The following is a 14245-nucleotide window of genomic DNA, read 5'->3' on the forward strand; positions in this document are numbered from 1 at the left end:
GAGAGGCACCCATGGAGCCGGCCCACGCCAGCCACCAGCAGGACCCCCAGCACGTCCCGAGCAACCTGAACATCGCCAACGCCCTCACGGTGGTGCGCATCCTCGGCGTGCCGCTGTTCGGCTGGCTGCTGCTCACCCAGGACGGCGAGGACGTCTCGACGCGCGTGTGGGCCTGGGTCGCGTTCGCCCTGCTGATGATCACCGACCGGATCGACGGCGACCTCGCCCGCAAGCACAACTTGGTCACCAACTTCGGCAAGCTGGCCGACCCGATCGCCGACAAGGCGCTCACCGGCATGGCGTTCGTCGGCCTGTCGATCATCGGCGTGCTGTGGTGGTGGGTCACCATCGTCCTGCTCGTGCGCGAGTGGGGCATCACCCTCATGCGGTTCGTCGTGAAGAAGTACGGCGTCATGCCCGCGAGCCAGGGCGGCAAGATCAAGACGACGCTGCAGGCCCTCGCGATCGGCGGCTACGTCCTGCCGTTCGAGCTGTGGGACAACACCGCGAGCGACGTGCTGCGCTGGGTCACCCACGTGCTCATGGCCGCCGCCCTCGTCATCACGGTGGTCACGGCCGTCCAGTACGTCCGTGACGCGATCGCCCTGCGACGGGACGCGAAGAGCGCGGCGTGACACCCCTGCCGGCCGCGGTCGAGGCCGTCCGGCTCCTGCGGGAGCGGGGCGAGACGATCGCGTGCGCGGAGTCCCTCACGGGCGGCCTGCTGTGCGCGGCGCTCGTCGACGTGCCCGGCGCGTCCGACGTCGTCGTGGGCGGCGTCGTGTCGTACGCGACGCGGGTCAAGGAGTCGGTGCTCGGCGTCGACGGCGAGCACCTGGCGCAGCGAGGGGCCGTCGACCCCGGCACGGCAGCACAGATGGCCGACGGCGTGCGACGTCTGCTCGACGCCGACTGGGGCATCGCGACGACGGGCGTGGCCGGCCCGGGGCCGAACGAGGCCAAGCCGGCCGGCACCGTCTTCGTCGGCCTCGACGGACCCGACCACCGCCTGCGGTCGGAGCCGCTGCACCTCGACGGCGACCGCGACGCCGTCCGTCGGGGGACGGTCGGTGCTGCGCTGTCGTCCCTGGTCGCTACGCTCTGTGAGTAGGACCTGTCACGAGACCGGGGAATCACCTCCGGTCGAGCGACGTTGATCCCGACGTGACCCACGCGGAGGAGGTGGACCATGACCGCCATGAGGCAGCTGGTCGGTGAGGTGCTGCGCGCCCGCCGGGTCGCGCAGGGACTCACGCTCCGCGACGTGTCCGCCAAGGCGCGGGTGTCGCTCGGCTACATCTCCGAGGTCGAGCGCGGGCAGAAGGAGCCGAGCTCGGAGCTGCTCGCGGCTCTCGCCGCCGCGCTCGACGTCCCGCTCAGCAAGGTCCTGCTCGACGTCAGCACGCTGCTGGCCATCGAGGAGGCCACCGACCTCGCGAGCGTCTCGACCATCACCCCGGGCGAGGTCTCGGCCTCCGCGGCCTGACGCACGCGGTCCGAGCCTGACGTCCGTCCGTCGGGGCGCGCCTGCCATGCTGACGCCATGGTGGCGACGACGGGACCCGTAGTGGTGTCGCGATGAACCCGTCGGACTGGGGCCTGCGTCCGCTCGTGCTCGACGACGTCGACGCCGTGCACGCCGTCTACTCCGATCCTGAGACCTGGCGACACTTCCCCGAGGGCGTGTTCGTCGAGCGCGAGCGCAGCGTCGCGCTGGCCGAGCGTGCCGAGCGCGACTGGCGCGAGAGCGGCCTGGGGGAGTGGGCCGTCACCGTGCGCGGCGACGTCGTCGGGACCGGTGGGGTGTCGCCCCGCGGCGGCTGGTGGAACCTGGGCTTCCGGCTCGCGCCGAGCGTCTGGGGCCACGGCCTCGGCACGTGGGTCGCGAGCGTCGCCCTCGGGGCCGCGCATCGCACGCAGCCCGACTGGCCCGTCGTCGCGCGATCGATGGAGACGAACCCGGCCTCGGGCCGCGTGAGCGAGCAGGCCGGTCTCGAGCGGGTCCACGTCGAGCCGTGGGCCGACGGCCCGGCCGGGATCATCCACGCCGACCGTCCGCTCGACCGCCGGCTGCTCGCCGAGATCGTCGCGCTGGGTTGACGGCCGGCCCGCCGACGCCGGGTGTCGCGTGGCATGCTGGCCGCGATGAGGCACAGCGAGTTCTGGGAGCGGATGACCCTCCACCTCGGCCCGGGGTACGCGCGGGTCTGGGCCGCGACGCAGGTCATGGCCGAGCTCGACGGCCGGACGGCCAGCGAGGCCCTCGAGGCGGGTGTCGACCCCAAGGTCGTGTGGCGCGCCGTCCACGCCAGCCTGGAGCTTCCCGCGCGCGAGCGCTGAGGCCTGCCCCTCATGGGCGACGCACAGGGAGGGCACGGCGATCGCTGAAGGTGCCCGACCATCGTGGAGGTCGACGGGCCGAGTGGTCCGACGAAGGAGCCACGATGAGCACCACGGACACCATCCGCCCCCACGACGTCGACGACACCGTCGAGCACCCGACCGCTCCGCAGACGGTCGTGCTCGCGCGGCCCGACGACGAGCCGGTCGAGCCGAGCTCCGAGCGCCCACGCCGGACCGCTGCCGTCGCCGCCGGCGCGGTGGTGCTCGCCCTCGCCCTCTTCGGCGGCGGCTTCGCCACCGGCCACGCCGTCGCCGGCCAGGGCCCCGCGTCGTCGCCGGGCACGACCTCGCAGGGCGGTCCGACGGGACAGACCGGCCCGGGCGGCGCCGGCGGCCCGATGGGCCAGGACGGTCAGCTCCCCACTCCGCCCGACGGCCAGCTCGCACCCCCGTCGCAGGACGGCACGGGCACCGACGGCCTCGACCAGGCCCCGTCCGGCAGCACCACCCAGGACGAGGCCTCCTCGTCCGGGTCCTCCGTGTAGGTCGAGTGACCCTCCGCCACCATCGGTGGACCTGCACCCTCAGGAACCGTCCTGCGGTTGAAGATCCACCGATAGGGGTGTCGTGGCCGAAGGATGATGCGTTCACGACGGGATCCCGTAGCCAACGCAGAATCCTGCGGCGACCCCGAGCGCGAGCCACAGCCCGAGACCCCGGACCAGCGCCGATGCCAGCCGCCCGGTCGAGGCCCTTTCGGTGACCAGCCCCAGCGAAGGCCGAGGCAGCGCAGCGGCGACCCCGGAAACGCCACACACGCACGTCCCGGCGTGTCGCACCCACTCGAACAGGTGTTCGTACTACGGTTGTGCACACGGTTGACGCGAAGGGTGTCGCTGTCCACAGGCGGGGTCGACGAGGCTCCAGATGTCTGAGGTGGCCCCTAGCGTCGTAGACGACCGGCCACCCACCGAGCAGAACGGACCAGCGCATGCCTCCCAAGTCCCCCCTCGCGCCCGTCACCGCCGTGACGAGCGACCAGCGCGAGAAGGCGATCGACAACGCGATCGCCCAGATCGACCGCAACTACGGCAAGGGCGCCGTCATGCGCCTCGGTGAGAAGGGCCGCGTCCCGGTCAGCGTCATCCCCACCGGCGCCACCGCCCTCGACATCGCGCTCGGCATCGGCGGCCTGCCGCGTGGGCGCATCGTCGAGATCTACGGCCCGGAGTCTTCCGGCAAGACGACGGTCGCGCTGCACGCCGTGGCCAATGCCCAGAAGGCCGGTGGCGTCGCGGCCTTCATCGACGCCGAGCACGCGCTCGACCCCGACTACGCCCGCAAGCTGGGCGTCGACACCGACGCGCTGCTGGTCTCCCAGCCCGACTCCGGTGAGCAGGCGCTCGAGATCGCCGACATGCTCATCCGCTCCGGCGCGCTCGACATCATCGTCATCGACTCCGTCGCCGCCCTCGTGCCCCGGGCCGAGATCGACGGCGAGATGGGCGACAGCCACGTCGGTCTGCAGGCCCGTCTCATGAGCCAGGCGCTGCGCAAGATGACCGGTGCCATCAACGGCTCCGGCACCACCGCCATCTTCATCAACCAGCTGCGCGAGAAGATCGGCGTCATGTTCGGCTCGCCCGAGACCACCACGGGCGGCAAGGCGCTCAAGTTCTACGCCTCGGTCCGTCTCGACGTCCGCCGCATCGAGACGCTCAAGGACGGCACCGACATGGTCGGCAACCGCACCCGCGTCAAGGTCGTCAAGAACAAGCTCGCGCCGCCCTTCAAGCAGGCCGAGTTCGACATCATGTACGGCCAGGGCATCAGCCGCGAGGGCAGCCTGATCGACGTCGGCGTCGAGACGGGCATGGTCCGCAAGGCCGGCGCCTGGTACACGTACGAGGGCGACCAGCTCGGCCAGGGCAAGGAGAACGCACGCCAGTTCCTCAAGGACAACCCCGACCTCGCCGAGGAGCTCGAGAAGCGCGTCAAGGAGCACCTCGGTGTCGGTGCACAGCTCGACGAGGAGGTCGACGACGTCGACCTGCCGGCCACGGAGTTCTGAGCGTGGCCGGGGGACACGAGCCGCCGGCGCCGACCGACGCGCCACGTGACGTCCAGCAGGACCCGGACGCCGACGTCGAGTCGGTCGCCCGGACCATCCTGCTGAACAAGCTGACCGACTCGCCGCGCAGCCGCGCCGAGCTCGCCGAGGCACTGGCCCGCAAGCACGTGCCCGACGACGTCGCGGCCCGCCTGCTCGACCGGTTCGAGGAGGTCGGCCTCGTCGACGACGCCGCGTTCGCGCGGGCCTGGGTCGAGTCACGCTCGCGCAGCAAGGGGCTCGCCACCAAGGTGCTCGCCCTCGAGCTGCGCCGCAAGGGCATCGCCGACGACCTCGCCCGCGACGTGCTCGCCGACGTCGACCCCGACGCCGAACGTCAGGCGGCCCACCGGCTGGTGCAGAAGAAGCTGCGCTCCCTGCGCGGTCTCGACGACACCACCCGCATCCGCAGGCTCACCGGCATGCTCGCCCGCAAGGGGTACTCACCGCAGGTCGCCTTCGACGTCGTCCGCGAGGAGCTCGACGCCGACGACTCCGGCGTCACGTGGGACCCGCTGGTCTCCACCTGAGCGACCCGTCGAGGAGCGCGGTTCAGCCGCGCTCCTCGACGTCGCGCCGGATCCGCTCGACGATCTCGCGCTCGCTGTCGTAGTACGACAACCCCCACTCGGCCACGCGCGCGGCGTACCGCACCTCCTCGACGTCGCCCAGCAGCTCACGGACGGTCTCGAGCTCACGCCGCCGGTCTGCGAGGCGGATCAGGTAGTCCTCGAGCATCTCCTGCACGTGCTCGGCCGACGTCAGATGGCCCATCAGCAGGCGCAACGCCACCGGGTGCTTGAGCACCGGGAACGGGTCGTCGACGGGCGCTGACAACCAGCGCTCGACCTGGCTGCGACCCTCGTCGCTGATCCGGAACCGGCGGGTCGTGCGACGGCCCTCGACGTGCTCCACGGCGTGCACGAGGTCACGCTCCAGCAGCTTGTCGAGCTCGGTGTAGATCTGGCTCATCGCCGGCGACGTCCAGTAGAACTTGAGCGTGCGGTCCGCCCGCTGCTTCAGCTCGTAGCCCGTCAGACCCGTCGTCTGCGACATGTCGTCGAACGCGAGCAGACCGAGCAGCGCGTACGACGTCATCGACAGGTTCACGGCCTCACCCTACTGAGCGGTTCGCCACACTCGGCCCGGCGACGCAGACAGCGTCGCTGTCAGCGTCCTAGACTCGCGCGCATGCCCAGCACCCTCGACGTGTACCAGAAGATGTCAGCGCTCCCGCAGGGCAAGCGCCTGTTCTCGATCTTCTACGGACAAAAGGCGCCCTACTTCGCCTCGATCCACCTCCGCGTGGAGGAGATGAAGCCGCACTTCGCGCAGATCACCATCCCCAAGCGGCGCAGCGTGCAGAACCACATCGGCACCGTGCACGCGATCGCAGCGTGCAACGGTCTCGAGGCCGCCATGGGACTGCTCGCCGAGGCGACCTGCCCGAGCGACCACCGCTGGCTGCCCAAGGGCATGGACGTGCAGTACCTGGCGAAGTCCGACGGCGACCTCGTCTGCACCGCCGAGTCCGACCCCGAGGCCTGGGCCGACGGCCCCGACGTCCCGGTCCGCGTCACGGCCGCCCTGAAGGACGGCACGGTCACCGTGGCCGGCACCATCCACCTCTGGGTCACGCCCAAGAAGCGCTGAGGCTCACGCGCCGGTGGTGGCGCCGGTGCCGCTGCCGCCGCCGTCGGGCTGCCCCTGCACGATGCCTCCGACCAGCTCGGTGCGCTTTCCGCCGACGTAACGCCGTTGCACCACGCCACCCAGCCAGGTCAGCAGCAGGTTCAGCACGATGTAGATCGCCGCGAGCACGAGCGCGGTGGCCAGACGGTTGTCGAACGTCCGGAAGATGTCCCGACCGGCCACGGTGAGTCCCGGCGCGAGGATCGCGTACCCGAGGCTGGTGTCCTTGAGGACGACGATGCACTGGCTGATGATCGACGGGAACATGATCTTCACCGCCTGCGGCAGCAGGACGATCCGCGTGACGGTCGACTTCGTGAGCCCGAGCGCGTACCCGGCCTCGGCCTGCCCGCGCGGCACCGCGTTGATGCCGGCGCGGAACACCTCGGCGAGGACGGAGCCGTTGTAGAGCACCAGCCCGACCACCAGCGGGAAGATGACGCCGTTCGGGTTCCCGGCCAGCCCCCACACGAAGATGATGAGCAGCAAGAGCGGGACGGCGCGGAAGAACTCGACCACGAGCCACGACGGCCACCGCACCACGGCGCGGTCGCTGAGCTTGCCGACGCCCAGCAGGACACCCAGCACGACCGCGCCGACGATGGCGAGTCCGGCGGCACGCAGCGTGTCCAGCAGACCCTGCAGCAGCAGGTCGACGAGGCGTGGCGTGACGAACGGCTCCCACTGCTGCGCTGTCAGCTGGTCCTCCGACCAGAGCTTCCAGACGACGAGCGCGAGCAGGGCGAGGATGCCGACGACGGTGACGACGCCGGCGATGCGGTGGCGACGTGCGGCCCGCGGGCCGGGCACGTCGAACAGGACCGAGGCGTTGCTCATGCGACCCTCCAGGCCTTCTCGAAGCGGTTGGCGCCGAAGGAGATCAGCTCGACGATGAGGATGTAGCCGAGCGCGATCCCGGCGAAGATGACCACCCGTTCGCTGGCGTAGTCGTTGCTCAGCCCCTTCATGCGGAAGGTCGCCTCGGCGATGCCGAAGACGGCCGCGAGCGACGTGTTCTTCGTCAGCGCGATCATCACGCTCGCCAGCGGCGGCACGGTGAGCCGGAACGCCTGCGGCAGGACCACCTGCGTCATCGTCAGGGAGAACGGCATGCCGAGCGAGCGGGCCGCCTCGGCCTGGCCGAGGCCGATGCCGTTGATGCCCGACCGGATCGCCTCGGTGACGAAGGCGGCCGTGTACAGGCCCATCGCCATCGTGACCATGACGAAGAAGCCGAAGTCGATGCCGAGCTCGGGCAGCCCGTAGTAGGTCAGCAGGATGAGCACGAGCAGCGGCGTGTTGCGGAAGATCGTCACGTAGCCGATGCCGACACCACGCAGGACGGGCACGGGGGAGACGCGCGCGACCGCGACGAGCGTGCCGACGACGAGGGCGATGAGCCCTGACACGACGAGCAGCTTCAGCGTCTCGCCGAAGCCGGAGAGCACCAGGTCGAAGTTCTCGGTGAACGCGTCCACGTCACCTCCGTGGGGGATCGCAGGGTGGAGCGACGGTCGCCGGGCCTGTCGTGGGCCCGGCGACCGCCGCGGGGATCAGGCGCAGGCGTCGAGCGTCGGCTTCGCCGGGACGTCGTTGCCCGACTTGCCGAGCGTCGCGTCGAAGGCCTTCTCGAAGTCTCCGTCGTCGTACGCCTTCTCGATGCTGTCGTTCAGGAACTGGCACAGCTCCGGGGCGTCCTTGCTGTAGCCGACGCCGTAGCGCTCCTCCGAGAACGGCTCGCCGACGACCTTCAGCTCGTCGGGCGCCTGGGCCGCGTAGCCCAGCAGGATCGCACCGTCGGTGGTGACCGCGTCGACCGAGCCGTTCTTCAGCTGGTCGACGCACTCGGAGTAGGTGTCGAAGCCGGCAGGCGTGGCCCCGTACTCCTCCTCGACGGTCTTGATCGACGTCGAGCCAGTGACGGAGCAGACCTTCTTGCCCGACAGGTCGTCCGGGCCGTTGATGGAGTCGTCGTCCTTCGCGACGAGCAGGCTCTGCCCCGTCACGTAGTACGGGCCGGCCTGGCCGACGACCTTGCGACGCTCGTCGGTGATCGAGTACGACGCGATGACGAAGTCGACCGTGCCGTTCTGCAGGAACGGCTCGCGGTTGTCGGAGATGGTCTCGACCCACTCGATCTTGTCAGGCTCGATGCCGAGCTGGCCGGCGATGATCTTGCCGAGCTCCGGGTCGATGCCGGTCGGCGTGTCCGACCCGGCGGCGCGGAAGCCGACACCGGGCTGGTCGAACTTCACGCCGATCTTGACCGTGCCGGCCTCGGCCAGGTCGGCCATGCGCGTGCCAGCCTCGAAGTCCGGGCTGTCGACGACCTCGTACTCGTTGCCGGACGCGGTCGTGCCGTCGTCCTCGCCTGCGTTGCCGCAGGCCGACGCGGCCAGTACGACCGCCGCCGCGACCGCGGCCAGCTTGATGGTGCGCACCTTCATGGTGTGTTCCCCTCGATCGGTTGGTTGGGTACTTCCAGGAGGCTCAGTGGTTGAGGATCTTGCCGAGGAAGTCCTTCGCACGGTCGGAGCGCGGAGCGCTGAAGAATTCGTGCGGGGTGTTCTGCTCGACGATCCGGCCGTCGGCCATGAACACGACGCGGTCGGCGGCCGTACGGGCGAAGCCCATCTCGTGGGTGACGACGATCATCGTCATGCCGCCCTGGGCGAGGTCGACCATCGTGTCGAGGACCTCCTTGATCATCTCCGGGTCCAGGGCCGACGTCGGCTCGTCGAAGAGCATGACCTTCGGCTCCATGGCCAGCGACCGCGCGATCGCGACCCGCTGCTGCTGGCCTCCGGAGAGCTGGGCCGGCAGCTTCTGCGCCTGCGAGTCGACGCCGACCCGGCGCAGCAGCTCCATGGCGCGCGCCTCGGCGTCGGACTTCGACTGTCCGCGCACCTTGATCGGGCCAAGGGTCACGTTCTCGAGCACCGTCTTGTGGGCGAAGAGGTTGAAGGACTGGAACACCATCCCGACGTCGGCGCGCAGCTGGGCGAGGGCCTTGCCCTCGGCCGGCAACGGCTCGCCGTCGACGGTGATCTCGCCCGCGTCGATCGTCTCGAGGCGGTTGATCGTCCGGCAGAGCGTCGACTTGCCCGAGCCCGACGGCCCGATCACGACGACGACCTCGCCGCGTGCGACGTCGAGCTCGATGTCCTGCAGCACATGCAGGGACCCGAAGTGCTTCTGGACCCCCCGCATGGCCACCATGGGTGTGTCAGCCATGGCCGACAACCTATCCGCGACACCGCCCCGTCCTGCAAGTCCGCAATCGAATCGTCACCTGACGCGACGGCCGGCGGGACGTCGGCAACCGTCCGGACACACGTCGGCCGCCGTCGCAGGGGAGCTGCGCACGGCGGCCGACGTCTCAGGACCGCGAGGGTGGGAGACCTACTCGCGGTAGCGCGGCTGGCTCTGCGGGTTGAGCTCCTTGAACCTCACCCGCTCGGCTCCCTTGATGCGACGGTCGTCGACGCGGAACACCTCGAAACCTCGCTGGATCTCGTTGGAGTAGATGTGGCCGTTGTAGTAGTACGTCGACCACGGACCGCCGACCACGAGACGCTCGGCGTCGTTCGGGCCACGGTCGTGCCACGCGATCTCCTTCGGGTTGGCCGAGTCGGTGAAGTCGTACATCGACCAGCCACCCTGGTACCAGGCCTGGACCATGATGTCCTTGCCCTTCACCGGGACCAGCGAGCCGTTGTGGGCGACGCAGTTCTCGGTGTTGGCCTGGGTCCGGGGGATCTTGTAGTAGCTCTTGAACTCCAGGTCGCCGGAGCGGGTGATGTCGTAGATCCCGTTGGCGCCCTTGGTGTCGCCGACCGTCGGGTTGCAGGTGGGCGCGCCACCGCCGCCCAGCTCGTCGGTGAACACGACCTTCGTGCCGTCGTTGTTGAAGGTCGCCGAGTGCCAGAACGCGAAGTTCTCGGTGTCGCGGACGTTCTCGGTGACCTTCGGCTTCTCCCGGTCCTCGATGTCGAGCAGGATGCCGTCGCCCATGCAGGCGCCCGCCATGATGTCCTTGCTCGGGTAGGCCGTGAGGTCGTGGCAGCCGCTCGTCTCCCGCGAGTACCCGCCGGCCGGGTTGCCGCCGTCGGGGAACAGCACGGGCTGGGAGATCATGCGCGCCGTGGACGGCTTCTTCAGCGGCACCTTGACGACGCTGATGGAGTCCAGCGGCGGCTGGCAGTCCGGGAACGCCGCGTTCGGCGCGTACGAGGACACGTAGACGTAGAGGTCGTCGACCTTGCCCTTGCCCTTCGCGCCCTTGCTCTTGCCGGGCGCGAGCGTGTGCGTGTGCGAGCCGCACGGCGTCTCGACCGCGGCCACGTACTCCGGACGGCGCGGGTCGGAGATGTCGAAGACCTTGATGCCCTCCCACGAGTCCTTGATGGTCGCCGACTGGGCGGTGCTCTCGCACGAGGAGTCGCTGCGCGAGGAGTCGGTGCTGAGGATGAGCACGTCGTCGTACACGGAGACGTCGTTCTGGGCCCCGGCGCACACGACCTGCGCGACGGTCTTCGGCTTCGCCGGCTTGGAGATGTCGTACACCGTGAAGCCGTTGTAGTTGCCCGCGAAGGCGTACTTACCCTGGAACGCGAGGTCGCTGTTGAGGGCATCCTCCGAGGCGAAGGCGCCCTGCTTGGCGATGGTGGCGAGGCGCTTGACGTTGGCGCTGCTGGCCTCCTCGCCGGGTGCGAGGTCGACGCCGCTGGCGTTCATCCGTGCCGTGTCGTTGCCGGGCAGGCAGTTGCCGGCGAGGCGGTCGGCCTCCGACAACGTGCGCTCGCCCTTGCACTCCTTCGAGGGGCGGGTCTCGACCCGTTCCTCGGTCCTCTCCTCGGCCACGGCGGCCAAGGGCGAGAGCAGTGCGGTGGTGAGCGCGCCGGTGGCGGCGGCTCCGAGCAGGGCCGTCGTGGCCCGTCTGCGTGCATGACGCATGTGGTGTGTCCTTCCCCCGATGTCCGGCTATCCTCACCCGAAAGCCGTCACGGCGACAAGGGCCCGCGCGGGTCCGTCGATGACGATCTGATGACGGCTCCACTTCGGGGGAAGGGGACTCGGATGCGACGACCTCTGCGGGGCGTCACGGTGGCGCTGGCCGCGTCGGCGGTGCTGCTCTCGGGCTGCTCGGGTGACGACCGGTCACGGCAGGTCGACGGTGCCGTGATCCAGCCGGGCAAGCCGGGCGAGAAGGCCGAGGTGCTCGACGAGGCGCCGGAGATCGAGCGGGCGCGGGCGAACGATGCCGACGTCGAGTTCGTGCAGATGATGATCCCGCACCACGCGCAGGCGTTGCAGATGGCGCAGCTCGCCCCCGACGCTCGGGGGAGCAGGGCCGTGCGCACCATGGCCGACCGCATCGACGGGGCCCAGCGCCCCGAGATCGTCTTCATGGCCGGGTGGCTCACCGACCAGGGTCTCGACGCGCCGACAAAGGAGCAGATCGAAGGTGGCAACATCCCGATGGGCCGCCACGGTGGCCACGGCTCGCACGGCGGCGACGTCCACGACATGGCCGGGATGGCGAGCGAGGCGCAGCTGGAGGAGCTCGAGGCCTCGCGCGGGAAGGACTTCGACCGGCTGTTCCTGGAGCTGATGATCATGCACCACCAGGGCGCCATCGAGATGGTCGACACGGTGGTGCGCGAGGGTGCGGACCTGCAGGTCAACGAGCTGGCGACCAGCATCGCGGCGGACCAGACGGCCGAGATCGACCGCATGCGTCAGCTGCTCGCCGACCTCTGAGGCCGGCGTTCGCGTCGCGGTCGGGCCCGACCCGTGTGAGCGTGGAGGCACGTCCCGCCCACTCCAAGGAGCCCTCGTGCCCATCGCCGCCACCGACTTCGCCCACGTCCGCCTCACCGTCCGCGACATCGACGTCTCGCGCCGCTTCTACGACGATGTCTTCGGCTTCGACGTCGCGTTCGAGCTGCCGGAGGACCCCGACGAGCAGACGCGGGAGCAGCTCTCCTTCCTCTTCGGTGGCGTCATCTACCGGTTCCCCGGAGGGCTGCTCGGCCTGCGCCCGGTCGCTCCAGGCGACGACTCCTTCGACGAGGACCGGATCGGGCTCGACCACCTCAGCCTCGCCGTCGCCGACCGCGCTGCGCTCGACCACGCCGTCGCGGTGCTCGACGACCTCGGCATCCTGCACGAGGACGTCAAGGACGTCGGCGGGCAGGCGATCCTGGAGTTCCGAGACCCCGACGGGATCGCGCTGGAGATCGCCGCTCCGACGTCCTGACCGTGCCGGTGACGGTCGTGAAGTTTTCACGATCGTGACCTTCGGGTGGTTGCGCCCCGCATCCACCGCGTGTGACGGTGTCCGACGGTCCTCCATCGGGGAGGAACCTCTCACGGTGGAGGATGTCGGATGAAGAAGTGGATGTCCGGTGCGCTCGCGATCGTCTCGGTCGGCGCGCTCACGCTCGCGCTGCCCGCGACGGCGGAGGCAGCACCGCCGAGCGCTGCGGCCCAGGCGCCGTCGGTCAGCTGGGGCTCGTGTGCGTCGTTCGGTGACAGCGGCCCTGGGCTCGTGCGCGCCGGTGCCCAGTGCGCCCGCGTCAAGGTGCCGCTCGACTACGCGAAGCCGCGCGGCACGAAGATCACCATCGCGATCTCGCGCGTGAAGCACACGGTGGCCCGCAGCAAGTACCAGGGTGGCGTGCTCGTGAACCCGGGCGGACCGGGCGGCTCTGGCCTCGGCCTGTCGCGCCTGGGCGGCGCGATCCCGAAGAACGCCGGTGCAGCCTACGACTGGATCGGCTTCGACCCGCGAGGCGTCGGCCAGAGCGCTCCGGCCGTCTCGTGCGACCCGAGCTACGGCGGGTACGACCGTCCCCGCTACGAGCCGAGCACCACCGAGATCCGCGACGCGTGGTTCGCGCGCACGAACGCCTACACGACGGCGTGCGCCGAGAAGAACGGGCCGATCCTCGACCACCTCACGACCCGTGACGTGGCGAAGGACCTCGACCAGATCCGCATCGCGCTCGGCCAGAAGCGGATCAACTACTACGGCTTCTCCTACGGCACCTACCTCGGCCAGGTGTACTCCTCGCTGTTCCCGTCGCACGTGCGCCGCATGATCTTCGACGGCACGGTCGACCCGCGCGACGTCTGGTACCAGGGCAACCTGAACCAGAACGAGCCGTTCGACAAGAACGTGAACCGCTGGTTCGCCTGGATCGCCCGCTACGACGACGTCTACCACCTCGGCACGACCACCCGCGCCGTCCGCAACCTCTTCTACGACACGCAGGAGAAGCTCTACGACGAGCCCGTCGCGGACGCCGACGGCAACCGTCTGGGTGGCAGCGAGTGGAACGACTCCTTCCTGTACGCCGGCTACTACCAGTCGACGTGGACCGACCTGGCGCAGGTCTTCTCCGACTTCGTCAACCAGGGCGACGTCGCGTCGCTGAAGGCCGCGTACCTCGACGCGAGCGGCTACGGCGACGACAACGGCTATGCGGTGTACCTGGGCGTCCAGTGCACGGACGCCGCCTGGCCGACGAGCTGGGAGAAGTGGGCGCGCGACAACTGGGCGCTCGACGCGATCGCGCCGTTCGAGACGTGGGCGAACGCCTGGTACAACGAGCCGTGCCGCCACTGGCCGGCCAAGGCGCACCAGCCCGTCCGGGTGAAGGGTGCGAAGTCGACGAGCGTGCTGATGATCAACGAGACGTACGACGCCGCCACGCCGTACCCGGGCAGCATCGAGGTCCGCAAGCGCTACCCCGGCGCGCGCCTGGTGGCGGTCTCCGGCGGCACGACCCACTCGGGGTCGCTCGGCGGCAACGCGTGCACCGACAACCGCATCGCCGACTACCTGCTCACCGGCAAGCTGCCGCGACGGGTGTCGGGCAACCGCGCCGACGTCGTGTGCCAGCCGCTCCCGCAGCCGGTGCCCGAGCAGGCGACCGCCCGCACGCAGAGCGCCACCCCGGCGCCGAGCGAGCTGCGCCAGCAGATGCAGCGGGACGCCATCCGTCCCTGACCTGCGACCCACGACGGGCGTCGGCGTGCAGTGACCTCACGGTCGCTGAGCGTCGACGCCCGCCGTCGTCCAAGGGGTGTCGC

Annotated in this window: 18 protein-coding genes; 12 read left to right on the top strand and 6 right to left on the bottom strand. The window is 70.1% G+C overall.

The genetic code is table 11. The features are described 5' to 3' along the window. The first annotated feature begins 11 nt into the window (after positions 1-11). The 8 genes from pgsA (at position 12) to Aeryth_RS07790 (ending at position 4983) form a co-directional block, all read left to right on the top strand. On the top strand, positions 12-635 hold the full coding sequence (gene pgsA / locus Aeryth_RS07755) for a CDP-diacylglycerol--glycerol-3-phosphate 3-phosphatidyltransferase (protein WP_067856827.1): 624 nt from the start codon (positions 12-14) through the stop codon (positions 633-635). Next, complete coding sequence (locus Aeryth_RS07760; RefSeq protein WP_067856830.1) at positions 632-1111, top strand: CinA family protein; 480 nt, start codon at positions 632-634, stop codon at positions 1109-1111. Before pgsA ends, Aeryth_RS07760 begins: the two co-directional genes overlap by 4 nt. Positions 1112-1189: 78 nt before the next feature. Next, positions 1190-1486, top strand: a complete 297-nt coding sequence (locus Aeryth_RS07765) for a helix-turn-helix domain-containing protein (protein ID WP_067856833.1) — start codon at positions 1190-1192, stop codon at positions 1484-1486. 92 nt (positions 1487-1578) lie between these two features. Next, the gene (locus tag Aeryth_RS07770; RefSeq protein ID WP_067856836.1) at positions 1579-2100 is read left to right on the top strand and encodes a GNAT family N-acetyltransferase; all 522 of its coding nucleotides are present in this window, start codon (positions 1579-1581) and stop codon (positions 2098-2100) included. Positions 2101-2145: 45 nt separating this feature from the next. Continuing rightward, complete coding sequence (locus Aeryth_RS07775) at positions 2146-2340, top strand: DUF3046 domain-containing protein (RefSeq protein ID WP_067861477.1); 195 nt, start codon at positions 2146-2148, stop codon at positions 2338-2340. A 104-nt stretch (positions 2341-2444) separates the two neighbouring features. After that, a complete protein-coding gene (locus tag Aeryth_RS07780; protein WP_067856839.1) occupies positions 2445-2888 on the top strand; it encodes a hypothetical protein in 444 nt (147 codons plus the stop codon). A 446-nt stretch (positions 2889-3334) separates the two neighbouring features. Then, positions 3335-4414 (top strand): recombinase RecA, encoded by a 1080-nt coding sequence (gene recA, locus Aeryth_RS07785; RefSeq protein ID WP_067856842.1) that lies wholly within the window; start codon positions 3335-3337, stop codon positions 4412-4414. Between the two features lie 2 nt (positions 4415-4416). After that, positions 4417-4983 (top strand): regulatory protein RecX, encoded by a 567-nt coding sequence (locus tag Aeryth_RS07790; protein ID WP_236749849.1) that lies wholly within the window; start codon positions 4417-4419, stop codon positions 4981-4983. A gap of 22 nt (positions 4984-5005) precedes the next feature. Here the strand turns inward: Aeryth_RS07790 and Aeryth_RS07795 are convergent, their stop codons facing one another. Beyond that, a complete protein-coding gene (locus Aeryth_RS07795; protein WP_067856848.1) occupies positions 5006-5563 on the bottom strand; it encodes a PadR family transcriptional regulator in 558 nt (185 codons plus the stop codon). Positions 5564-5644: 81 nt separating this feature from the next. Between Aeryth_RS07795 and Aeryth_RS07800 the strand changes: the two genes are divergently transcribed. Beyond that, entirely contained in the window at positions 5645-6106 is a 462-nt protein-coding gene (locus Aeryth_RS07800; RefSeq protein WP_067856850.1) for a hotdog fold domain-containing protein, read from the top strand. Positions 6107-6109: 3 nt separating this feature from the next. Here Aeryth_RS07800 and Aeryth_RS07805 read toward each other — a convergent pair whose 3' ends face one another. From Aeryth_RS07805 to Aeryth_RS07825, 5 genes are all read right to left on the bottom strand, one after another. Next, complete coding sequence (locus tag Aeryth_RS07805) at positions 6110-6982, bottom strand: amino acid ABC transporter permease (protein WP_067856853.1); 873 nt, start codon at positions 6980-6982, stop codon at positions 6110-6112. Further along, positions 6979-7623 (bottom strand): amino acid ABC transporter permease, encoded by a 645-nt coding sequence (locus tag Aeryth_RS07810; RefSeq protein WP_067856856.1) that lies wholly within the window; start codon positions 7621-7623, stop codon positions 6979-6981. The genes Aeryth_RS07805 and Aeryth_RS07810 overlap by 4 nt, the downstream gene beginning before the upstream one ends. Before the next feature lie 75 nt (positions 7624-7698). Beyond that, positions 7699-8592, bottom strand: a complete 894-nt coding sequence (locus tag Aeryth_RS07815; RefSeq protein ID WP_067856859.1) for a glutamate ABC transporter substrate-binding protein — start codon at positions 8590-8592, stop codon at positions 7699-7701. A gap of 43 nt (positions 8593-8635) precedes the next feature. After that, on the bottom strand, positions 8636-9364 hold the full coding sequence (locus tag Aeryth_RS07820; RefSeq protein WP_193786293.1) for an amino acid ABC transporter ATP-binding protein: 729 nt from the start codon (positions 9362-9364) through the stop codon (positions 8636-8638). A 183-nt stretch (positions 9365-9547) separates the two neighbouring features. Continuing rightward, positions 9548-11101 carry an LVIVD repeat-containing protein gene (locus Aeryth_RS07825; RefSeq protein ID WP_067856865.1) on the bottom strand — a complete coding sequence of 518 codons (1554 nt, stop codon included), beginning with the start codon at positions 11099-11101 and terminating at the stop codon, positions 9548-9550. A gap of 123 nt (positions 11102-11224) precedes the next feature. On the opposite strand from Aeryth_RS07825, the gene Aeryth_RS07830 reads away from it, so the two are divergent. The 3 genes from Aeryth_RS07830 (at position 11225) to Aeryth_RS07840 (ending at position 14162) form a co-directional block, all read left to right on the top strand. Then, positions 11225-11908, top strand: coding sequence for a DUF305 domain-containing protein (locus tag Aeryth_RS07830; RefSeq protein WP_067856868.1), 684 nt, complete (start codon positions 11225-11227; stop codon positions 11906-11908). Positions 11909-11984: 76 nt separating this feature from the next. After that, positions 11985-12407 (top strand): VOC family protein, encoded by a 423-nt coding sequence (locus Aeryth_RS07835; RefSeq protein ID WP_067856871.1) that lies wholly within the window; start codon positions 11985-11987, stop codon positions 12405-12407. A gap of 129 nt (positions 12408-12536) precedes the next feature. Then, positions 12537-14162 carry an alpha/beta hydrolase gene (locus tag Aeryth_RS07840; protein WP_144433722.1) on the top strand — a complete coding sequence of 542 codons (1626 nt, stop codon included), beginning with the start codon at positions 12537-12539 and terminating at the stop codon, positions 14160-14162. Positions 14163-14245: the final 83 nt, after the last annotated feature.

It is taken from the genome of Aeromicrobium erythreum (assembly GCF_001509405.1).
Lineage (GTDB): Bacteria > Actinomycetota > Actinomycetes > Propionibacteriales > Nocardioidaceae > Aeromicrobium > Aeromicrobium erythreum.

What these genes read in the sequence shown, in the direction of transcription:
- pgsA (WP_067856827.1), top strand. Translation starts at nt 12, where the DNA reads ATGGAGCCGGCCCACGCCAGCCACCAGCAGGACCCCCAGCACGTCCCG.
- Aeryth_RS07765 (WP_067856833.1), top strand. Translation starts at nt 1,190, where the DNA reads ATGACCGCCATGAGGCAGCTGGTCGGTGAGGTGCTGCGCGCCCGCCGG.
- Aeryth_RS07770 (WP_067856836.1), top strand. Translation starts at nt 1,579, where the DNA reads ATGAACCCGTCGGACTGGGGCCTGCGTCCGCTCGTGCTCGACGACGTC.
- Aeryth_RS07775 (WP_067861477.1), top strand. Translation starts at nt 2,146, where the DNA reads ATGAGGCACAGCGAGTTCTGGGAGCGGATGACCCTCCACCTCGGCCCG.
- Aeryth_RS07780 (WP_067856839.1), top strand. Translation starts at nt 2,445, where the DNA reads ATGAGCACCACGGACACCATCCGCCCCCACGACGTCGACGACACCGTC.
- recA (WP_067856842.1), top strand. Translation starts at nt 3,335, where the DNA reads ATGCCTCCCAAGTCCCCCCTCGCGCCCGTCACCGCCGTGACGAGCGAC.
- Aeryth_RS07800 (WP_067856850.1), top strand. Translation starts at nt 5,645, where the DNA reads ATGCCCAGCACCCTCGACGTGTACCAGAAGATGTCAGCGCTCCCGCAG.
- Aeryth_RS07805 (WP_067856853.1), bottom strand. Translation starts at nt 6,982, where the DNA reads ATGAGCAACGCCTCGGTCCTGTTCGACGTGCCCGGCCCGCGGGCCGCA.
- Aeryth_RS07815 (WP_067856859.1), bottom strand. Translation starts at nt 8,592, where the DNA reads ATGAAGGTGCGCACCATCAAGCTGGCCGCGGTCGCGGCGGCGGTCGTA.
- Aeryth_RS07820 (WP_193786293.1), bottom strand. Translation starts at nt 9,364, where the DNA reads ATGGTGGCCATGCGGGGGGTCCAGAAGCACTTCGGGTCCCTGCATGTG.
- Aeryth_RS07825 (WP_067856865.1), bottom strand. Translation starts at nt 11,101, where the DNA reads ATGCGTCATGCACGCAGACGGGCCACGACGGCCCTGCTCGGAGCCGCC.
- Aeryth_RS07830 (WP_067856868.1), top strand. Translation starts at nt 11,225, where the DNA reads ATGCGACGACCTCTGCGGGGCGTCACGGTGGCGCTGGCCGCGTCGGCG.
- Aeryth_RS07840 (WP_144433722.1), top strand. Translation starts at nt 12,537, where the DNA reads ATGAAGAAGTGGATGTCCGGTGCGCTCGCGATCGTCTCGGTCGGCGCG.